This window comes from Pseudomonas sp. PS02288 (assembly GCF_029959715.1).
GTDB classification, from domain to species: domain Bacteria; phylum Pseudomonadota; class Gammaproteobacteria; order Pseudomonadales; family Pseudomonadaceae; genus Pseudomonas_O; species Pseudomonas_O kuykendallii.
This window is the reverse complement of sequence record NZ_JASCPA010000001.1, coordinates 42,816-63,587: the sequence shown is the minus strand read 5'-3', so window position 1 is coordinate 63,587 and position 20,772 is coordinate 42,816. Positions and strand designations below refer to the sequence as shown.

Below are 20,772 nucleotides of genomic sequence, written 5' to 3'. Positions count from 1 at the left end.
GGGCCTAGGCCCGCCTTTTTCATGCCTGCAGAAACAGAAAACCCCGCCGAGGCGGGGTTTCTGCTTACGGGGCACTGATCAGGCGTCGGCTTTGCCGGTGGCAGCCTTGATCAGTTGCTGCAGCTCGCCCTTCTCGAACATCTCGGCAAGGATGTCGCTGCCGCCAACCAGCTCACCACCGACCCACAGTTGCGGGAAGGTTGGCCAGTTCGCGTACTTCGGCAGGTTCGCGCGGATTTCAGGGTTCTGCAGGATGTCCACGTAGGCGAATTTCTCGCCACAAGCCATCAGCACCTGGGTAGCGCGAGCCGAGAAGCCACACTGCGGGGCGTTCGGCGAGCCTTTCATGTACAGCAGGACGGTGTTGTTGGCGATCTGCTCTTTGATGGTTTCGATGATATCCATGGGGTCACCTCGGCTGACTATCCGACCCAATGGCCGGCACGGTGGCGGCATTGTAACGGAAAGCCGCCGCCGACGCTCAACCCCGGCATTGCGCTCAGGCGGCCTCCACCCGCACGGGCACACCATTCAACGCGGCATTGCCGGACAACGCATCGAGTTCGCGTTCATCGGTGAGGTCGTTGGCGCTGGCGCCCGGTTGCGCGCTGGCGATGCGGGCCTGCACGCCGGGGCGCGCGTGTCCCCAGCCATGCGGCAGGCTTACGACGCCGGGCATCATGTCCTCGCTGGCGGCGACCTCGACCTCGATCAGCCCCACCCGCGAGCTGACCCGCACCCGCTGCCCATCGGCCAGACCGCGCGAAGTCAAATCCTGCGGATTCATCAGCAACTGATGGCGGGGCTTACCCTTCACCAGCCGGTGATAGTTGTGCATCCAGGAATTGTTGCTGCGTACATGGCGGCGACCGATGAGCAGCAGCTCGCCCGCCACCGGCTGTTCGACCGCCGCGAAACGCGGCAGGTCGCTCAGCAGCAAGGCTGGCGCGGCCTCGACCTTGCCCGACGGCGTCTTCAGCCTCGCCGCCAGGTTCGGTCTGAGCGCACCGAGGTCGAGGCCGTGCGGGTAGTCACGCAGGCGTGCGAGGCTCAGTTGCCGGGGCGAGCGATCGCCGTGCGGGCCGTAGCGCAGGCCCATGTCGATCATCTGCTGCGGCGGCATGGTCGGTTTCAGTTCGACGCCGGTCTTCTCCGCGAAGGCCTCGGCCAGGCCGACGAAGATTTCCCAGTCGTCCAACGCGCCCTGCGGCTTGGCCAGCACCGGCTCGTTGAAGCGCGTGACGTTGCGCACAGCCAGCAGGTTGAAGGTGGAATCGTAGTGGTCGTGCTCCAGCGGCGAGGTCGGCGGCAGGATCAGGTCGGCGTAGCGGGTCGACTCGTTGATGTACAAATCGACGCTGAGCATGAACTCCAGTCCGTCCAGCGCCTGCTCCATCTGCCGGCCGTTGGGTGTGGAAAGCACCGGGTTGCCGGCCACGCTGATCAACGCCCGAACCTGCCCTTCGCCGGGCGTGAGGATTTCCTCGGCGAGCGCTGAAACCGGCAACTCGCCACCGTACTCGGGAAGACCGGAGACGCGGCTCTGCCAATAATTGAAATGCCCGCCGGACGTGCTCGCCACCAGGTCGACCGCGGGCTCCGTGCACAGCACGCCGCCTTCGCGATCGAGGTTTCCGCTGACCAGGTTGATCATCTGCACCAGCCATTGGCAAAGCGTGCCGAACGCCTGGGTGGAGACGCCCATCCGGCCGTAGCACACCGCCTTGTCGGCGTTGGCGAAGTCCCGTGCCAGTTGGCGGATCTGTTCGGCCGGGATGCCGCAACGCGGGCCCATGAGTTCGGCATTGAAGGGCGCCACGGCGCGGCGGACTTCATCCAGGCCCGCCACCGGCAAATGGGTGCCGCGGGTGAGGTTTTCCTCGAACAGGGTGTTGAGCAGGCCGAACAGCAGCGCCGCGTCCTGGCCGGGCCTGACGAACAGATGCTGGTCGGCTATAGCCGCGGTCTCGCTGCGCCGGGGGTCGACCACCACCAACTTACCGCCCCGGCTTTTGATGGCCTTCAGGCGCTTTTCCACGTCCGGCACGGTCATGATGCTGCCATTGGAGGCCAGCGGGTTGCCGCCGAGGATCAGCATGAAGTCGGTGTGATCGATGTCCGGAACCGGTATCAGCAAGCCGTGGCCGTACATCAGGTGACTGGTGAGATGGTGCGGAAGTTGGTCGACCGAGGTGGCCGAGTAGCGGTTGCGGGTTTTCAGCAGGCCCAGGAAGTAGTTGCTGTGGGTCATCAGCCCGTAGTTATGCACGCTGGGGTTGCCCTGATACACCGCCACCGCGTTGCGCCCGTGGCGCTGCTGGATATCGGCCAGGCGCTCGGCGGCGTAGGCGAACGCTTCGTCCCAGGCCATCGGTTCCCATTCGTTGCCCACCCGGCGCATCGGTTGGCGCAGTCGGTCGGGGTCGTCCTGGATATCCTGCAGGGCAACGGCCTTGGGACAGATATGCCCGCGGCTGAAACTGTCTTCAGGGTCGCCCTTGATCGAGAGGATGCGCTGAGAACCGTCGGCCTGGGTCTCGGTTTCGATGTTCAGACCGCAGATGGCTTCGCACAGGTGGCACGCACGGTGATGGAGGGTTCGGCTCATGGGCACGCCTCGTCTTGTTGTTCTAGCCGACCGGTCGGGTCGGCGGATGACGAGACTATGGCGCTAAATGAAGGAGTCCACCATGAGCCTTCGCGGCATGAATCGACCGGCATCATGTACGCCGATTCCCGCGCCGGGGTCTGGTGCGTGGCGCCGTCACTCGGAGACGGCGAGCAACTCGTCGATCGAATGATCGAGCTGGTCGAGCATGAAAGGCTTGCCGAGCAGCAGCGCGTTCATCTGCTTGAAGCTCTCGGCTTCCCACACTTCGTAGGGGTGCCCGCTGATGAACAGCACCTTGATGTCCGGCAGCGAGCGCAGCGCCGCCTCAGCGACCATCAGACCGTTCATGCCGTCGTTCAGACGGAAATCCGAGATCAGCAGGTCGACTGAATAGTGACCATCCAGCAGGGCAATCGCCTGCTGCGCGGTCTCGGCACCGAACGCTTCATAGCCGCTCCCCTCCAAGTGCTCCACCAGAAGCGAAAGGATCGACGGTTCGTCATCAACAACGAGGATGGACTTAGGCAAAACGGACACCGCTAAAGTTTGTTGGCATTTTCATCGAGACCACGTACCGCTCATTTTTTACAGACCCGGCCGGGCGGCGTTAATTCCGGCGAGTGACGTATGCGGACAAAAGGAAGAGTGCAAAGTCGAGCGAGGAAAACTCAGCGCCGGGTGAGCCGCTCAAGTATCTGCGCGGTGGTGCGCTCCGCCTTGGATTCAGCGGACAGTTCCCTGGTCAGAATGCCCAGAACCAGCATCAGTTGGCCACGCACGGCGGGGCTCAGCTCATCCCAGTTGTCCAGTAGCGTGTCGAAGAGCAGCGCCCCGGTCACCGAGGGCGTGAAGTCCGGCAGGTCGTCCGTTGCGATCAGGCGTGTCAGCGCAGCGAGCAGCTCCTTTTCGGTCATGCGACTCAGGCCCCGAAGTCCGGCGCCGGTTGATCCTCGATGTGCAGTTCACGACGGACCACGGCGAGCATGTTCTGCAAATCCACCGGCTTGAGCAGGAAGTCGATGACGTTGAGGTGCATCGCATCGATCGCATCCTGCATGTCCGCCTGGCCGGACATGATCACGACGGGCAGCTCAGAACGTGACGACTCGCGCACCCAGCGCACCAGCTCCAGGCCCCCACTGGGCCCCATGCGCAAATCGGTGACGATCAGCGAGATGGTCGCGCGTTTTTTCAGCAGGCGAATGGCGGACTCGACGCCATCGGCCGGAAAACAAAGAATTCCGTGGATATGGAAGACTTCGGCAAGCAGTTCACGGAACGCTTCGTCATCGTCGACCAGAAGCACCGCGGGCCGCGAGATCTCCGGTTCGTGAACCACCTCGGACAATGCTTTCTGCTCCTCCTTGCTCAACAAATCTTCGTCCATACATCTCTCTTGATATCGATGGAATAGCCGCTTTCGGAGGAAGAACCCGGCAAAACAGCGGCTCTCAATGACCGGTTACAGTACGTGGCGATTGGCCACTTGGCGTGCCAGCGGCGACGAGCGGCATCTCCAAGACGCCGACTGCGCAGGGTCGATGGCAGGCAGACACGTGCATTCGTGCAACGTTTGACCACCGGTCCGGGCTTACACAACCTTTACCTATGACCACTCCACGACGCGCTTGTTTAGCGGTCAGATATATCGCCCCGGAACCTATTCCCCGGGCAGGAGGAACACATGTTTGGTCGCATCCCCCAGGTCGCTCTCCTGGTCGGCAGCCTCGCTCTCAGCGGACAGGCCGCAGCTCATGGGCATGGCTCGGACAACGCGGTAATGGGAGCCGTAGTCGGGGCTGTGGTAGGCGGGGTCTTAGTCGCTTCACAAAGACCGCCGGAACGGGTCTACGTCCAGGCGGCACCGCCGCCCGTCACCTACTACCCGGTTCAGCCGGCTTATTATCCACCGCCGCCGCCCGTCTATTACCAGCCGGTGCCGGTGTACTACCAGGCGTATCCCGTGGTGCGCATGCCGCCGCACTACGGCCCGCCGCGGGGCTACTACTATGGTCCGCCACGCCCGCGCTGGTAGTCGCGGGTGAAGCAAAAGCCCGCTTCGTGCGGGCTTTTCGTTGCTGCGCCTCTGCGTTAGCATCGCCCCGTCCCTCAAGGAGCGAATGCCATGGCAATCCGCCTTTCCCGCACCTTCAAGATCAGAGTTCTGAGCGTCGCCGGCGCCCTGGCCATCGGCACCGCCGGTTACCAGATCAGTCTCGCCCTGATAGACAGTTACACCGCGCGTCAGGTTGCCGAGGCGCAGGCCGCCGCCGAGCGTGTCCGTACGCTGGAGGCTGAACGAGTCGCCCTCGAGAAGACCTTGCAGGACCGCAGCGCCCAGGACGAGAAGCTCGAGGCGATGGTCATCGCCGTATCCGAAATGCGCCGCGAAGCCGAAAGCAAGGGGATGCAGCAGACCTCTTGGTAGACCGAAAGCCCCTCCCACGCCTGCCGTTGCGTTCATTGCCAAGCGACGCAGGCGCAGTGTACAAATGCTCCCTTCGCGCTTCGCGCTGGCGCTTTTTCACCTGGAAAAGGCTAGCCGTCGGTCCTGCCGGGATTGGCAAACCGGGGAGTGCACAAGCCCTCGCCCGCCAAGCCGCAACAGGCCGCAAACCCGGCGGTGACAGGTTCCAGCATGGCGTGAAGCGACATTTTTTTATAACATCGCGCCTTCCCCGTTTCGTCGCACCGTGCGGCCTCAAGCCGTAGGTCGTCGTATTTTTCGTGAAAACAGGATGTCCGGACAGCGTCCGGTGCAGTCAAGGTAATGAACATGAGCGTCAGGCACTTCCTCTCGATGATGGACTTCACCCCCCAGGAACTGGTCGGGCTGATCCGCCGAGGCAGCGAGCTGAAGGACCTGCGCGACCGCGGCGTGCTCTTCGAGCCGCTGAAGAACCGCGTCCTCGGGATGATCTTCGAGAAGGCCTCGACGCGGACCCGGCTGTCCTTCGAAGCCGGCATGATCCAGCTGGGCGGCCAGGCGATCTTCCTTTCGCCGCGTGACACCCAGCTCGGCCGCGGCGAGCCGATCGCCGACAGCGCCAAGGTCATGTCGCGCATGCTCGACGCGGTGATGATCCGCACCTTCGCCCACGACACCCTGACCGAATTCGCCGCCAACTCGCGGGTGCCGGTGATCAACGGACTGTCCGATGACCTCCACCCCTGCCAGTTGCTCGCCGACATGCAGACCTACCACGAACACCGCGGCAGCATCGCCGGCAAGACGGTGGCGTGGATCGGCGACGGCAACAACATGTGCAACAGCTATATCGAAGCGGCCCAGCAGTTCGACTTCCAGCTGCGCGTCGCCTGCCCAGAAGGTTACGAGCCGAGCGCCACGCTGTTGGCCCAGGCCGGCGATCGCGTGCAGGTGATGCGCGACCCGCACCAGGCCGTGGCCGGCGCGCACCTGGTGTGCACCGATGTCTGGGCGTCCATGGGCCAGGAAGATGAAACCGCCGCCCGCCTGGCGCTGTTCCGCCCCTATCAGGTCAACCGCGAACTGCTCGCCGGTGCCGCCGAAGACGTGCTGTTCATGCACTGCCTGCCGGCGCACCGCGGCGAGGAGATCAGCGAAGACCTGCTCGATCAGCCCTTCTCGGTGGCCTGGGACCAGGCGGAGAACCGGCTGCACGTGCAGAAGGCGCTTCTCGAATTCCTCGTCGAACCGGCTTACCACTACGCATGAAACACGACCTCCTGCTCGACCTGCGCGACCTCGCCTGCGGCTACCAGGAGCAGCGCGTGGTGACGACCCTCAACCTGCACCTGAATGCGGGCGACATCGGCTGTCTGCTCGGCCCGTCCGGCTGCGGCAAGACCACCACGCTGCGCGCCATCGCCGGCTTCGAGCCGGTGCAGGAGGGCGAGATTCGCCTGGCGGGCGAGGTGATTTCCCGCCCCGGCTTCACCGTCGCGCCGGAGAAACGGCGCATCGGCATGGTCTTCCAGGACTACGCCCTATTCCCCCATCTGAGCGTGGCGCAGAACGTCGCCTTCGGCATTCGCCAGAACCCCGACCGCGAGCGCATCACCGCCGAGTTGCTGGACATGGTCAACCTCGGTGTGCTGGCCAAGCGCTATCCGAACGAACTGTCCGGCGGCCAGCAGCAACGTGTTTCGCTGGCCCGCGCGCTGGCGCCGGAGCCCCAGCTGCTGCTGCTCGACGAACCCTTCTCCAACCTCGATGGCGAACTTCGCCGGCGCCTGAGCCATGAGGTGCGCGACATACTCAAGGCGCGTGGCACCAGCGCCATCCTGGTCACCCACGATCAGGAAGAAGCCTTCGCCGTGAGCGATCAGGTCGGGGTGTTCAACCGCGGGCATCTGGAGCAGTGGGATACGCCGTTCAATCTCTACCACGAGCCGGCGACGCCCTTCGTCGCCAGCTTCATCGGCCAGGGTTACTTCATTCCCGGCCGGATGACCGGTCCGGACTGCGTGCACACCGAACTCGGCGAACTGCGCGGCAACCGCGCCTATGCCTGGGAAAGCGGGACGCAGGTGGACGTGCTGCTGCGCCCGGACGACATCACCCTCGATCCGGGCAGCGCGCTGAAAGCGCGTATCCTCGGGCGCACCTTCCTCGGCGCGGCGACGCTGTATCGCCTGCAACTGCCGACTGGCTGCCAGCTGGAATCGATCTTCCCGAGCCAGACCGAGTTCCTGCCCGGCCAGGACGTCGGTATCCGTGTCGCCGCCGAGCATCTGGTGCTCTACCCCGCCCAGGGCGAGACGTCCTCAGAGCAGATAGGCGTGCGCCGCTGCGGCGGCATGGCCTGAAGCAGCTCGCCCGACGCCTGCGCGCCGGGCGATTCGATCGCCGCGCTCAAGCGATGTGCAGTTGCCCGCTGGCCACCAGCGTCGCGTAGCCGCCGATCTTCACCCGTTCGCCTTCCAGCAGACACCACAGCTGCCCTCCCCGCGCGCCGCCTTGGTATGCCCGCAGTTCGTTCTTGCCGAGCCGCTGCGCCCAGTAGGGAATCAGGATGCAATGCGCCGAGCCGGTCACCGGGTCCTCGTCGATACCGATCGCCGGGGCGAAGTTACGCGAGACGAAGTCGTACTCGCTGCCCGGCGCGGTGATCATCACGGTCGGCCAGTCCTGGCTGGCGAGGCTCTTCAAGTCAGGCACGCAAGCGCGTACCGCGTCCTCCGATTCGAGGAGCACGAGCAACTGCGGCGCATCGAATACGGCAGACACCTTCTGCCCGAGGATGCTTTCCAGGCCCTCGGGAATGGCGACGGGCGTCGCCGCCTGGGCGGGAAAGTCCAGCACCAGCCGCCCCTCCTCCCGCGTCACCGCCAGTTGGCCACTGCGACAGGTGAAATCGATGCGCTCACCCGGTTCGCGGTATACCTCGAACAGCACGTGGGCGCTGGCCAAAGTCGCGTGGCCGCACAACGGCACCTCGGCGGTCGGGGTGAACCAGCGGATGTGCCAGGCGGCCCCCTCGCGCACCACGAAGGCGGTTTCCGCCAGGTTGTGTTCGGCGGCGATGCGCTGCATCAGCGCGTCGTCGAGCCATCGATCAAGGCGATAGACCATCGCCGGGTTGCCGGCGAACGGGGTGTCGGAGAAGGCATCGACCTGGTGGAAAGCGAGGGGCATATCGGGCTCCATTGCTGAACGGTGGTGGCAAAGCATGCCCGTTCGACCGAAATGGCGAGCGATACAGTTTCGAACTTTTATGGCGATACAAGCCGCTGTACGGATGACCCTCGCAGGGTCGCCTGAGCCATCCGTGAGCGGACGGCGCGTTCAGCCGCGGCCGATGGCGGCGAACAGCCCGCCGGTGTGCTCGGCCAGCACCGCGGCGGCCAGCTCCACTTCCAGCCCGCGGCGCCCGGCGCTGACGTGGATGGTCGGGAAGTTCTGCGCGGAGGCGTCGATGAAGGTGCGCAGGCGCTTCTTCTGTCCCAGCGGGCTGATGCCCCCGACCAGGTAGCCGGTCGAACGCTGCGCGGCGTTGGCGTCGGCCATCTCGGCCTTCTTCGCGCCCGCCGCGTGGGCCAGCGCCTTCAGGTCGAGGCTGCCAGCTACCGGCACTACGGCGACCAGCAGTTCGCCCTTCTCCGTCGCCGCGAGCAGCGTCTTGTACACGCGCTCCGCCGGAAGACCGAGCTTCTCGGCGGCCTCCAGGCCGTAGGACTGCGCCTTGGGGTCGTGGACGTAGCTGTGAACCTGGTGTTCGGCGCGGGCTTTCTTGAGCAGATCGATGGCGGGAGTCATGGTCGTAACGGGGTACTGGAGGGGTTTGTCTACCTTATCGCAAAGCCCGCGGCGCATGCAGCGCGCCGCGTCAATCGCCTCAGATTTCCACCTGGGTGCCCAGCTCGATCACCCGGTTGAACGGCAGCTTGAAGTAGCGAAGGCTGCTGTTGGCATTGCGCAGCAGGAAGGCGAACAGCGCCTCGCGCCAACGCGCCATGGCCATGCGCTTGGTCGGGATCACCGTTTCCCGGCTGAGGAAGTAGGTGGTGCGCATCGGGCTGAAGTCCAGGTCGGTGAGATGGCACAGGGTCAGCGCCTGCGGCACGTCCGGCTCCTCCATGAAACCGAAATGCAGGATCACCCGGTAGAAGCCCTCGCCATAGGCCTCGACCTCGAAGCGCCGGTCCTCCTCGACCCGCGGGCGGTCTTCGCTGACCACAGTGAGCAGCACCACCTGCTCGTGCAGCACCTGGTTGTGCAGCATGTTGTGCAGCAGCGCATGCGGCACCGCATCGCTACGGGCGCTGAGGAACACCGCCGTGCCCATCACCCGGGGCGGCGGCTGGATACGGATGCTGGCGACGAAGGTCGGCAACGGCAGCACGCTCTCGCCGAGACGCTCGACGAGGATCTCGCGACCGCGCTTCCAGGTGGTCATGAGGACGAACAGTCCCATCCCGGCGATCACCGGGAAGGCACCGCCCTCGAAGATCTTCGGCACGTTGGCGGCGAAGAACAGGCTGTCCACCAGGAGGAAGCCGAGCAGGATCGGCAGCGTCACCAGCAACGGCCAGCGCCACAGGCGCAGCATCACCACCGAGAACAGCAGCGTGGTGATCAGCATGGTGCCGGTCACCGCCACGCCATACGCCGAGGCCAGCGCGCCGGACGACTTGAAGCCCAGCACCAGCAGCACCACGCCGACCATCAGCGCCCAGTTCACCGCGCCGATGTAGATCTGCCCACGTTCATGGCTGGACGTGTGCTGGATGAACATGCGCGGGATATAGCCGAACTGGATGGCCTGGTGGGTCAGGGAGAAGGCCCCGGAAATCACCGCCTGGGAGGCGATGATGGTGGCCAGGGTCGACAGCGCCACCAGCGGCAGCAGCGCCCAGCCCGGCGCCAGCAGGAAGAACGGGTTGCGTGCGGACTCGGGGTCGGCCAGCAGCAGCGCGCCCTGGCCGAAGTAGTTGAGCGTCAGCCCCGGCAGCACCAGGCCGAACCAGGCGCGGGCGATAGGCGCGCGGCCGAAGTGGCCCATGTCCGCATACAGCGCCTCGGCGCCGGTGAGCGCCAGCACCACGGCGCCGAGCACGGTTACGCCGATGCCCGGATGAGCGAGGAAGAAATTCACGCACCAATACGGGTTGATCGCCTTGAGCACTTCCGGGCTCTGCACAATGCCGTACAACCCGAGTGCGCCAAGGGCGATGAACCACGCCAGCATCACCGGACCGAACACCACACCGATGCGCGCCGTGCCATGGCGCTGGATAAGAAACAGCCCGATCAGCAGCGCCAGCGACAGCGGCACTACCCAGTGCGCCACCCTGGGGAATGCCACTTCCAGGCCTTCCACGGCCGAGAGCACGGAAATCGCCGGGGTGATCATGCTGTCGCCATAGAACAGCGCGGCGCCGAACAGGCCGAGCAGCATCAGCAGGTTCTGCAGCCGCGGATAGCCCGCCGCGGCGCGGCGCGCCAACGCGGTGAGCGCCATCACGCCGCCCTCGCCCTGGTTGTCGGCGCGCAGCACGAAGAGCATGTACTTGATCGAGACCACCCAGATCAGCGACCAGAAGATCATCGAGAGAATGCCGAGCACGCCGTCGTGGTTGGCCTGCACGCCGTAATGCCCGGCGAAGACTTCCTTGAGGGTGTACAGCGGGCTGGTGCCGATGTCGCCGTAGACGACGCCTACCGCGGCGATCAGAAGGCCTATCCCCGCAGGGCGATGCGCGTTGGCGACGGCGGGCGTGGGTTCGCTCATGGACTCTGATTTTTCCGCACAAAAGGGAGCGAATGCTGCGCCTCTCTCGACGGCCGATCAAGCCCCCGGCCACCACGCCCGCGGCCTGCAAGGGTTCGCCGCGAGGCAAGGCGATGCCCACGTCTCGCCCCGATGCCCTGCCGAACGCCGGCTGTCTGAAGCCGCCCCAGGGGCGAGCCGAACTCAGGCCAGTTGGCTGCGCAATTGCCGCGCGGCGGCGACCATGTTCGCCAGCGCCTGTTCGGTTTCCGCCCAGCCGCGGGTCTTCAGGCCGCAATCCGGGTTCACCCACAGACGCTCGGTGGGAATCCGCCGCGCCGCCTTGCTCAGCAGGCCGACCATCTCCGCAGTTTCCGGCACGCGCGGCGAGTGGATGTCATAGACGCCGGGGCCGATGTCGTTCGGGTAGGCGAAGGCCTCGAACGCCTCCAGCAGCTCCATGTCCGAGCGCGACGTCTCGATCGTGATCACGTCGGCATCCATCGCGGCGATGGACTCGATCACGTCGTTGAACTCGCTGTAGCACATGTGGGTGTGGATCTGCGTCTCGTCGCGCACGCCGGAGGCGCACAGGCGAAACGCCTCGGTGGCCCAGTCGAGGTAGTGCTGCCAGTGTTCGCGGCGCAGCGGCAGGCCCTCGCGGAACGCCGCCTCGTCGATCTGGATGATGCGGATGCCGGCGGCTTCCAGGTCGACCACTTCGTCGCGGATCGCCAGCGCCAGTTGCCGCGCCTGCACCTCGCGCGACACGTCCTCGCGCGGGAACGACCACATCAGCATGGTCACCGGCCCGGTCAGCATGCCCTTCATCACCTTCTCGGTGAGGCCTTGCGCGTAGCGGATCCAGTCCACCGTCATGGCGTGCGGGCGGCTCAGGTCACCGTAGATCAGCGCCGGCTTCACGCAGCGCGAACCGTAGCTCTGCACCCAGCCGAAACGGCTAAACGCATAGCCGTCGAGCTGCTCGGCGAAGTACTCGACCATGTCGTTGCGCTCGGCCTCGCCATGCACCAGCACGTCCAGGCCGAGGCGCTCCTGCACCTGAACGGCGTGGCGGATTTCGCTGTGCATCGCCTCGGTGTACTCCGCCACCGACAGCCTGCCCTGCCTGAACGACTGCCGCGCCAGGCGGATCGCCGAGGTCTGCGGAAAGGAACCGATGGTGGTGGTCGGGAACACCGGCAAGCGCAGGCGCTCGCGCTGCAGCTCGATACGCGTTTCGAACGGCGACTGGCGCCGCGCGTGGACCGGCCGGATCGCCGCCAGACGCGCCTGCACCTGCGGCTTGTGGATGCGCGGCGAGGCGGCGCGGCTGGCCTGCACGGCGCGACTGGTGCGCAGCGCGGCCTGCACGTCGGCAGCATTCGGCTCCTCCAGCGCGCGGGCCAGGATCGACACTTCGGCACACTTCTGCACGGCGAAGGCCAGCCAGCTCTTGAGCTCATCGTCGAAACGGTCCTCGCGGTCCAGGTCGACCGGGCTGTGCAGCAGCGAGCAGGACGGCGCCACCCAGAGGCGCTCGCCGAGCCGTTCGGCGGCCGGGCGCAGCACGTCCAGCGCCTTGTCCAGGTCGCACCGCCAGACGTTGCGCCCGTTGACCAGGCCTAGGGACAGCACCTTGTAGGTCGGCAGGCGGTCGAGAATCGTCGGGTACTGTTCCGGCGCGCGCACCAGGTCGACGTGGATGCCGTCCACTGGCAGATTCACCGCCAGCCCGAGGTTGTCATCGAGTGCCGAGAAATAGGAGGCCAGGAGTTTCTTCAGCGGCGCGTGCTGCAGCAGGTTGTAGGCGCGCTCGAAGGCATTCTTCCACGCCTGCGGCAGGTCGAGGGTGAGGATCGGCTCGTCGATCTGCACCCATTCGACGCCCTGCGCGGCCAGCCGGCCGAGCACTTCGCCGTACACCGGCAGCAGCCGTTCGAGCAGGTCGAGCTTGTCGAAGCCGGCCTCCTTCTCCTTGCCCAGCCACAGGTAGGTCAGCGGCCCGATCAGCACCGGCTTGACCGCATGGCCCAGCGCCCGCGCCTCGGCGACCTCCTCGAACAGTTGCTCCCAGGACAGGCGGAACTGCTGGTCGGCGCCGAATTCGGGGACCAGGTAGTGGTAGTTGGTATCGAACCACTTGGTCATCTCGGCCGCATGCGCGCCACCGCAGCAGCTGGAACTGACGCCGCGCGCCATGCCGAACAGGGTGTCCAGCGTGGGCAGGCCGCCTGCCGGACGAAAGCGCTGGGGGATCGCGCCGAACATCAGCGAGTGGGTGAGCACCTGGTCGTACCAGGCGAAATCGCCCACGGGCAGCAATTCGATGCCGGCATCCTTCTGCAATTGCCAGTGTGCGGCGCGCAATGCGCTGCCGACCGCACGCAGCCCGCTTTCGTCGAGTTCACCCTTCCAGAAGGCTTCGAGGGCTTTCTTCAGTTCGCGGTCGCGACCGATGCGGGGAAAGCCGAGGTTGTGGGCGAGTGCCATGAATATCTCCATCCGATTGATGGGAGGTAGTGTCGACGGCAGCGCCCACATGAGACAAACTCAACCTGTTCTCTTTCATCACAAATTCTGCTCATCCAAAAGCAGCCGGAGTCAGTCCTCCATGCTCGAACTTCGCCATCTGAAGACCCTTCACGCCCTGCGCGAATCCGCCAGCCTGGTGGAAGCCGCCGAACGCCTGCACCTGACCCAGTCCGCCCTCTCCCACCAGTTCAAGGAACTTGAGGATCGGCTGGGGATGTCGCTGTTCGTGCGCAAGACCAAACCGGTGCGCTTCACCAGCGCCGGGCTGCGCCTGCTGCAACTGGCCGACTCGCTGCTGCCGCAGTTGCGCGCCGCCGAGCGCGACCTCACGCGGCTGGCGGGCGGCACCGCCGGCCGGCTGCACATGGCCATCGAGTGTCACAGCTGCTTCCAGTGGCTGATGCCGACCATCGACCAGTTCCGCGATGGCTGGCCGGAGGTCGAACTGGACCTGGCTTCCGGCTTCTCCTTCGCGCCGCTGCCGGCGCTGGCGCGCGGCGACTTGGACCTGGTAGTGACCGCCGATCCACTGGAACTGCCGGGCATCACCTACGTGCCGCTGTTCACCTACGAAGCGCTGCTGGCGGTGGCCAACCAGCACCCGCTGGCGAGCAAACCCTTCGTGCTGCCGGAAGACCTGGAGAAGGAGATCCTCATCACCTATCCGGTGGAACGCGATCGCCTGGACATCTTCACCCGCTTCCTCGAGCCGGCCGACATCGAGCCGGCCCAGGTACGCACCTCGGAACTGACGGTGATGATGATGCAGTTGGTGGCTTCGGGGCGCGGCGTCTGCTGCCTGCCGAACTGGGCGATCCATGAATACAGCTCGCGCGGCTACGTCACCGCCCGCCGCCTCGGCGAGAAAGGCCTGTACGCGACGCTCTACGCCGGCATCCGCAGCGACATGCTGGATGCGCCGTTCATGCGCGACTTCTTGCTCACCGCCAAGGACACCTCCTTCGCCACGCTGGAAGGCGTCAGCGCCGCGGCGAAGAACCGCTGAAAGAGGCAACCGTAGGGTGGGTTAGCGGCACGCCGGGGCCGAAGATTTCCCTTCGGACCCTCCCCGCGTAACCCACCGGGCGGAGCCAGGCGAACCTTCGCATCCGCGTGGGTTGCGACGCAGGGGCTTTCTTCGGTGACCGAATCGACCAGCAGGCGCCTTTACCCACCCTACGGTTCATGCCCACCGCAAACGTAGGGTGGGTTAGCGGCACGCCGAGGCCGAAGATTTCCCTTCGGACCCTCCCCGCGTAACCCACCGGGCGCACCCAAGGCGAATTCCGCAGCCTCGGCGAAACCCGAGGCCGCCCATCACGCCTCGCTGAAATCCATCTCCGGCGGCTGGCGGCGGAAGCCGCCGGTGAGCTTGACCAGGTAGATCACCCCAATCGCCAGCCAGGTCAGGCCAAGGATGATCGCCATGCGGTCGAGGTTGGCCATCAGCCAGAGGTCGGCGAGCATGCCGATCAGCGGCAGCAGCAGGTAGGAGAAGATTTCCTTCGGTCCGCGCTGGCTCGCACCGATGAAGTAGTGGCCTATCACCGCCAGGTTGACCAGGGCGAAGGCCAGGAAGGCACCGAAGTTGATGAACGAGGTCGAGGTAGTCACGTCCAGTTTAAGCGCCAGCAGCGCGACGACGCCGCACAGCAGAAGGCTGTTCACCGGCGTGCCAAAGCGCGCGCTGAGCGTGCCGAACAGACCCTTGGGCAGCACGCCGTCGCGGCCCATCGCATAGATCAAGCGCGACGCGCTGGCCTGGGCCGACAGCCCGGAGGTGAACTGACCGACGATCAGACCGATCAGGAAGATAGTGACGAAGACATCGCCGCCGATGTTCCTGGCGATCTCGTAGGCCGCCGAATCGACGCTCTCGAACTGGATCGACGGGTGCGCCAGCTGCACGAAGTAGGACACGGCGATGAAGATCAGCCCGCCGAGCAGCGTGATCAGCAGGATCGCCCGCGGAATGGTGCGCTGCGGGTCGCGGGTTTCCTCGCTGAGGGTGCTCACCGCATCGAAGCCGAGGAACGAGTAGCAGGCGATCGCCGCGCCGCCCATCACCAGCGGCAGCGAGGCACCGGCGCCGAGGAACGGCTCCAGGGTGAACAGCGGCTGGCTGCCGTCGCCCAGCACGTAATGCACGCAGAGCACGACGAACGCCGCCAGCACCAGCAGTTGCACCAGCATCAGCAGGCTGTTGATGCCGTTGGCGAGCTTCAGGCCGACCACGTTGATCAGCGTGGTGACGCCGATGAAGGCGAGCACCCACAACGCCTGCGGCACCGCCGGGAAGGCCGAGTGCAAGTAGGAGGCGCCGATCAGCCAGATCGCCATCGGCAGGAACAGGTAGTCGAGCAGGATTGCCCAGCCGGCGATGAAGCCGAGCTTCGCGCTGATCGACTTGCGCACGTAGGTGTACGCCGAACCGGCCTGCGGGAAGGCGCGGGCCATGCGGGCGTAGCTGAGGGCGGTGAACAGCATGGCGACGGAAGCCGCCAGGTACGCCGCGGGGACCTGGCCCTGGGTGACGTCGGCGAGGATGCCGAAGGTGCCGAGGACGATGATCGGGGTCATGTAGGCGATGCCGAACAGCACCACCGAACCCAGTGACAGGGTTCTTTGCAGACGGGCCATAACTTCTCTTCTCCTTTAGTTGTGTTTTGGCAGAGCGCCGGAAGCCGGCTGGAAGCAAAAAGGAAGGCGAACCCCGCTCTGACCGGGCTGCGGAACACGTCACGCAGCCTGTGCCGGCGGAGTTTCGGATCGAGCCGTTGTCAGGGAATCAGCAGCTCCCGGCGGCCATCGGCGTGTTCGATCAGCTCACCGGGCAGGCGCATGCGGCGCTCGTCGAGGTAGCGGTAATCGCCGCGGGCGGCCTGCAGGCGGTCGAGGTCGAGCTCGAGAATCTGCCGGCATTCGTCGCGGCCGGCTTCGCAGAGCAGGGTGCCGAACGGATCGACCACCGCGCTGCCACCGGCGAAGGTCAGCCCGCCGTCGCCCTCGCCGACGCGATTGACCATCACCGCGTAGGCCTGGTTTTCCATCGCGCGGGCCATGATCGCGGTGCGATGTACCGGGCCGTAGGGGTCCATGTTGCCGTTGGTGATCACCAGCAGCTCGGCGCCGAGCTGGGCCAGGGCGCGGGCGGACTCGGGGAACTCGATGTCGTAGCAGATCAGCAGGCCGATGCGCAGGCCGTTCCACTCGCAGGTGGCGTAGCGGTCACCGGGGCTGAACACGCCGCGATCGGAGGCCCAGAGGTGGGTCTTGCGGTAGCGCAGCGCGATGCCCTGCGGGGTGATCAGCAGCGTGGTGTTGTAGAACTGCCCGGCATCGGTCTCGGCGATGCCCAGCACCACCGCCACGCCGCGCTCGCCTGCCGCGCGCTGTACCGCCTGGATGCTCGGCCCGTCCAGCGGCTCGGCCAGCTCGGCGATGTTGTCGGCGGTGGGAAAGCCTGTGAGGTGGGTTTCCGGGAACACCAGCAACTGGGTATCCGGGGCGCTGTTGGCGATGGCCTGCAGCGTGCGCGCCAGGTTGTACGCGGTGTCGCCGTCACGGCCGGCGAGCTGAACCAGTTCGACCTTCATCGATGCTCCTGGGAAGTTGGTCCCCGGTGCATGACCGGGGCGCGGCGAAGGGGCAGAATGCAGCCCTCGCCCAGTCGGGATGGCCTGAGTATGCGGTGCGTCTCGCGGCCGCATAATCACGCGCATGAGGTAACCCATCGGGGGTAGAAGTATGACGCTGACCTTGCAGGATGTGGCCTGGCACCGCGATGTCGGGCAGTTGATCGCGGCGCTCGACAAGCCGAATTTCTGGACGCTGCTGATCCGCCTGCTGCGCCGCTACCTGCCGTTCGATAGCTGGGTGGTGCTGCTGTTCGGCGCCGGCCGCCCGCAGGTGTTCGCCGAGAGCCCGGGCGCGGACGGCGGCGTCGACCCGCTGTTCCAGGACTATCTCAAGGGCCTCTACCTGCTCGACCCGTTCTACATCGCCGCGCGGGAAAACCCCGCCAGCGGACTGTTTCGCCTGGCCGACGTGGCGCCGGAGTGCTTCGAGCAGACCGACTACTACCAGCGCTATTTCAGCCTCAACGTGGTCGCCGACGAGGTTCAGCTCAACGTGCAGCTGGACGAGCATCGGGTGCTTTGCCTGTCGCTCGGCTCGCACCGCCCGTTCAGCCCCGAGCAGACCGCGCTGCTGGGCCTTCTGAGCCCGTGGCTCGGTGCGCTGCTGGCGCAGCGCCGGCATTTCGAGGCGCTGCCGCGTGCCGAGACGGCCGAACCGGACTGGCAGTCGCGCCTGGCGCAGCAGCTCACCCAGCGCGAACTGGACGTCGCGCGGCTGATGCTCAGCGGCCACTCCGGCAAGGAGATCGCGCGCAAGCTGGAGATTTCCGCGGAAACCGTGAAAGTCCACCGCAAGCACATCTACAGCAAGCTCGGTATCAAATCGCACTCCGAATTGTTTTCCCTGCTGCTCAAGGCGCAGGACGCCTGAGCCGCCGACTGGCGGCGCTGAACCAGTGTCGTGACGCCGCGATCTAGTGTGCAGCCCCGGAAATACGGCGCAGAACGGCCGGGTGGATTTCGCTGGAAGCGAAAGAAACCGCCGCAATGCGACCGCCGTTTCCGAGTGCACCAGGCTCAGCACTCACCTACCTCGAACCCGGATGGACCTTATCGTGTCAGCTGCCTACTCCGTCACCAGCCATCGCAACGGCCCGCGCAAGACCCGCCTGATCGGCGAAAAAGCCCACTACCAGTGCGCCTGCGGGCAGGCGGTGTTCTTTCGCAACAGCGTCTGCCTGGCCTGTTCCTCGCCGCTGGGATTCGCGCCGGATCGCGGCGAGATCGTCCCGCTGAGCCCGGCCGGCGAAGCGGATACCTGGCGCATCACCGACGACCCGAAATCGCAGGTCTATCTGCGCTGCGCCAACCTGACCATGCCGGCCGGCTGCAACTGGCTGGTGCCGCAGGCCAGCGGACAGACGCTGTGCGTCGCCTGCCAGTTGAACCGGACCATCCCCGATCTCTCGGTGGAAGGTAACGGCGAGCGCTGGCACAAGATCGAAGCGGCCAAACGCCGCCTGGTGGCGCAGTTGCTCGACCTCGGGCTGCCGCTGATCAGCAAGGCGCAGAACGAGGAAACCGGCCTCGCCTTCGATCTGCTGGGAACCGACGCCGAAGGCCAGAACCCGATGACCGGCCACTCGGGCGGGCTGATCACCCTCAACGTCGCCGAGGCCGACGATGCGCATCGCGAGCGCATGCGCGCGCAGTTGCACGAGCCCTACCGCACCCTGCTGGGGCACTTCCGCCACGAGGTCGGCCATTACTACTGGGATCGCCTGATCGCGGGCAGTGGCTGGCTCGCCGACTTTCGCCGGCTGTTCGGCGACGAACGCCTGGACTACGGCGAAGCGCTGCAGCGCCACTACGACAACGGCGCACCGGCCGACTGGCAGCAGAGCTTCGTCAGCGCCTACGCGACCATGCACCCTTGGGAAGACTGGGCCGAGACCTGGGCTCACTACCTGCACATGATGGACACTCTGGACACCGCGGTGGGCTTCGGCATGACCGCGATGAACAGCGACCTCGACTTCGTGCCCTACACCCGCGACGTGCTCTACGACCCGCAGGACGAACAGGGCGACGACTTCATCGCCTTCGTCAACGCCTGGATCGAGATGGCCGCGATGCTCAACGAACTGGCCCGCAGTATGGGCCAGCCGGACACCTACCCGTTCGTCCTGCCCGCGCCGGTGATCGCCAAGCTGCACTTCATCCACCGCGTGGTGCAGACCCGCGGCAACCCACCCTCGCTGGCCAATCTGAACGATGCCTGAGGCGCCGCGCCAGAGCGCACGGCGGCAGGCGATGCACGGCAACGCGCCGCGCCTGCCGTGCCGGGGTACGAAACCGCTCCCGCCAGAGACGCACCCACGTTCTTAACACATCTGGAAACCCCTTCCGACGAGCGGAGTACGGGGTTTTCCGGCGCCCTTCGCGCTGCGCGCCGCTGCGGCATATTGGCCCGAGGGCCGACGATTGCGCTCCCACGCCCTGCGGGCGCGAAGCTTGCTAGTAGAATGCGCGCCCATGCGCCGCCGTCGACCCTTCGTCAGCGCCGGCGCCGAGGGCGCGAGCACGCCCTGCACTAATCGGAAAAACACATTGTCCATAAAACAGAGTCGCCTTTCGGCTGGCTGCCGGAGCCCTGCAGCCCCACTGTCGCGACAGAACGAGAGGCGCACGCCAATGAATACTGGACGTGATCACCGCATCGATTTTTTTCGCGGGCTGGCCCTGATCTTCATTTTCTGGGACCACATTCCGCAGAACGTCCTCGGGCTGATCACGCCGCGCAACGTCGGTTTCAGCGACGCCGCGGAGATCTTCGTGTTCCTCGCCGGCTACGCCTCGGTCCTCGCCTACGGCAAGGTCATGCAGCGCGACGGTTACTTGGTGGGCTGTCTGCGGGTACTGCGTCGTGCCTGGGTGCTCTACGTCGCGCACATCTTTCTGCTGGCCGTGCTGATGGGCATCGTGTTCACCGCCAACGACCATATCGAAACGCGCAACATCTCCCAGGAGATGGGCCTCGATTACTTCCTCGCCAACCCGCAGCAAGCCCTCATCGACGAACTGCTGCTGCGCTTCAAACCGAACCTGATGGACCCGCTGCCGCTGTACATCGTGCTGCTGCTCAGCCTGCCGGTGGTGCTGCCGCTGCTGCTCAGGCGCGTCGACGTGGCCGTCGGACTGTCGCTGCTGCTTTACGTGCTGGTGCAGGCATTCGGCTGGAACTTCAACGGCCTGCCGCCGGATGGGAAGTGGTACTTCAACCCGCTGGCCTGGCAGGTAATCTTCGTCCTCGGCGGCGCGGCGGCGGTGATGGCGCAACGCGAGCCGACCACCACGCCGGCACAGCGTCGGCGCGGCGCGCTGTTCTTCGTGTCGATGGCCTACCTGGCGGTCTGCGCACTGGTCGCGCTGTCCTGGAAGTGGCAGCCGCTGCACGACGCGCTGGTCCCGGAAAGCGTCGCCCAGCTGATCTACCCGATCAGCAAGACCGACCTCTCCCCGGTGCGCCTGCTGCACTTCATGGCGCTGGCCTACTGCGTGCCACTGCTGCTCGCCCGCGGCCCCTGGCTGCAAACCTGGCCGGCGCAACAGCTGTGCCGCATGGGGCGTTACTCGCTGGAGGTGTTTTGCCTCGGCGTGCTGCTGGCGCCGCTGGCCGACTTCACCAACTCGCTGAACGGCGACACCCTCGCCGCCAGCCTCTTCACCGCCCTGCTCGGGGTCGTCCTGATGGCCTTGCTGGCGCTGTGGCTGGACTTCAACAAGCGCCTCAATGCTCCTCAGAAAGCGCCGGCCGCCGCCGGGCCGCTTACCGCCACGCCGAGCTGATCGG

Annotated in this window: 19 protein-coding genes; 8 read left to right on the top strand and 11 right to left on the bottom strand. The window is 65.8% G+C overall.

What is annotated here, in order from left to right; translation table 11 throughout:
* Positions 1–78: 78 nt before the first annotated feature.
* The 5 genes from grxD to QMX85_RS00280 form a co-directional block, all read right to left on the bottom strand.
* Positions 79–405, bottom strand: a complete 327-nt coding sequence (gene grxD / locus QMX85_RS00300) for a Grx4 family monothiol glutaredoxin (protein ID WP_090229736.1) — start codon at positions 403–405, stop codon at positions 79–81.
* A 94-nt stretch (positions 406–499) separates the two neighbouring features.
* Positions 500–2,608, bottom strand: a complete 2,109-nt coding sequence (locus QMX85_RS00295; RefSeq protein ID WP_282338107.1) for a molybdopterin oxidoreductase family protein — start codon at positions 2,606–2,608, stop codon at positions 500–502.
* 156 nt (positions 2,609–2,764) lie between these two features.
* Complete coding sequence (locus tag QMX85_RS00290) at positions 2,765–3,139, bottom strand: response regulator (protein ID WP_282338106.1); 375 nt, start codon at positions 3,137–3,139, stop codon at positions 2,765–2,767.
* Between the two features lie 140 nt (positions 3,140–3,279).
* Positions 3,280–3,525 (bottom strand): hypothetical protein, encoded by a 246-nt coding sequence (locus QMX85_RS00285; RefSeq protein ID WP_282338105.1) that lies wholly within the window; start codon positions 3,523–3,525, stop codon positions 3,280–3,282.
* Between the two features lie 5 nt (positions 3,526–3,530).
* A complete protein-coding gene (locus QMX85_RS00280; protein WP_282338104.1) occupies positions 3,531–3,998 on the bottom strand; it encodes a response regulator in 468 nt (155 codons plus the stop codon).
* Positions 3,999–4,295: 297 nt separating this feature from the next.
* Here QMX85_RS00280 and QMX85_RS00275 point away from each other — a divergent pair, with 297 nt between their 5' ends.
* The 4 genes from QMX85_RS00275 to QMX85_RS00260 all read left to right on the top strand — a co-directional run bounded on the left by QMX85_RS00275 (position 4,296) and on the right by QMX85_RS00260 (position 7,402).
* Complete coding sequence (locus QMX85_RS00275; RefSeq protein ID WP_282338103.1) at positions 4,296–4,646, top strand: hypothetical protein; 351 nt, start codon at positions 4,296–4,298, stop codon at positions 4,644–4,646.
* A 90-nt stretch (positions 4,647–4,736) separates the two neighbouring features.
* Positions 4,737–5,039 carry a hypothetical protein gene (locus QMX85_RS00270; protein ID WP_090229753.1) on the top strand — a complete coding sequence of 101 codons (303 nt, stop codon included), beginning with the start codon at positions 4,737–4,739 and terminating at the stop codon, positions 5,037–5,039.
* 348 nt (positions 5,040–5,387) lie between these two features.
* Positions 5,388–6,308 carry an ornithine carbamoyltransferase gene (gene argF, locus QMX85_RS00265; protein WP_273228614.1) on the top strand — a complete coding sequence of 307 codons (921 nt, stop codon included), beginning with the start codon at positions 5,388–5,390 and terminating at the stop codon, positions 6,306–6,308.
* Positions 6,305–7,402: an ABC transporter ATP-binding protein gene (locus QMX85_RS00260; protein ID WP_282338101.1), complete on the top strand. Its 1,098-nt coding sequence runs from the start codon at positions 6,305–6,307 to the stop codon at positions 7,400–7,402. The genes argF and QMX85_RS00260 overlap by 4 nt, the downstream gene beginning before the upstream one ends.
* Before the next feature lie 46 nt (positions 7,403–7,448).
* On the opposite strand, the gene QMX85_RS00255 is transcribed toward QMX85_RS00260, so the two are convergent.
* From QMX85_RS00255 to metE, 4 genes are all read right to left on the bottom strand, one after another.
* The gene (locus QMX85_RS00255) at positions 7,449–8,231 is read right to left on the bottom strand and encodes a PhzF family phenazine biosynthesis protein (protein ID WP_282338100.1); all 783 of its coding nucleotides are present in this window, start codon (positions 8,229–8,231) and stop codon (positions 7,449–7,451) included.
* A 150-nt stretch (positions 8,232–8,381) separates the two neighbouring features.
* Entirely contained in the window at positions 8,382–8,852 is a 471-nt protein-coding gene (gene ybaK, locus QMX85_RS00250; RefSeq protein ID WP_282338099.1) for a Cys-tRNA(Pro) deacylase, read from the bottom strand.
* 79 nt (positions 8,853–8,931) lie between these two features.
* Positions 8,932–10,827, bottom strand: coding sequence for a potassium transporter Kup (locus QMX85_RS00245; protein ID WP_282338098.1), 1,896 nt, complete (start codon positions 10,825–10,827; stop codon positions 8,932–8,934).
* Positions 10,828–11,010: 183 nt separating this feature from the next.
* The gene (gene metE, locus QMX85_RS00240; RefSeq protein WP_282338097.1) at positions 11,011–13,299 is read right to left on the bottom strand and encodes a 5-methyltetrahydropteroyltriglutamate--homocysteine S-methyltransferase; all 2,289 of its coding nucleotides are present in this window, start codon (positions 13,297–13,299) and stop codon (positions 11,011–11,013) included.
* 121 nt (positions 13,300–13,420) lie between these two features.
* Between metE and metR the strand changes: the two genes are divergently transcribed.
* Positions 13,421–14,347, top strand: coding sequence for a transcriptional regulator MetR (metR, locus tag QMX85_RS00235; protein ID WP_090229768.1), 927 nt, complete (start codon positions 13,421–13,423; stop codon positions 14,345–14,347).
* 311 nt (positions 14,348–14,658) lie between these two features.
* Here the strand turns inward: metR and QMX85_RS00230 are convergent, their stop codons facing one another.
* Positions 14,659–15,981 carry an APC family permease gene (locus tag QMX85_RS00230; RefSeq protein ID WP_282338096.1) on the bottom strand — a complete coding sequence of 441 codons (1,323 nt, stop codon included), beginning with the start codon at positions 15,979–15,981 and terminating at the stop codon, positions 14,659–14,661.
* A gap of 140 nt (positions 15,982–16,121) precedes the next feature.
* Complete coding sequence (locus QMX85_RS00225) at positions 16,122–16,937, bottom strand: carbon-nitrogen hydrolase family protein (protein ID WP_282338095.1); 816 nt, start codon at positions 16,935–16,937, stop codon at positions 16,122–16,124.
* 151 nt (positions 16,938–17,088) lie between these two features.
* Here QMX85_RS00225 and QMX85_RS00220 point away from each other — a divergent pair, with 151 nt between their 5' ends.
* From QMX85_RS00220 to QMX85_RS00210, 3 genes are all read left to right on the top strand, one after another.
* Positions 17,089–17,850, top strand: coding sequence for a helix-turn-helix transcriptional regulator (locus QMX85_RS00220; RefSeq protein ID WP_090229774.1), 762 nt, complete (start codon positions 17,089–17,091; stop codon positions 17,848–17,850).
* A gap of 238 nt (positions 17,851–18,088) precedes the next feature.
* The gene (locus tag QMX85_RS00215) at positions 18,089–19,201 is read left to right on the top strand and encodes a putative zinc-binding peptidase (protein WP_245728207.1); all 1,113 of its coding nucleotides are present in this window, start codon (positions 18,089–18,091) and stop codon (positions 19,199–19,201) included.
* Between the two features lie 412 nt (positions 19,202–19,613).
* Entirely contained in the window at positions 19,614–20,768 is a 1,155-nt protein-coding gene (locus QMX85_RS00210) for an OpgC domain-containing protein (protein WP_282338094.1), read from the top strand.
* The last annotated feature ends 4 nt before the right edge of the window (positions 20,769–20,772 follow it).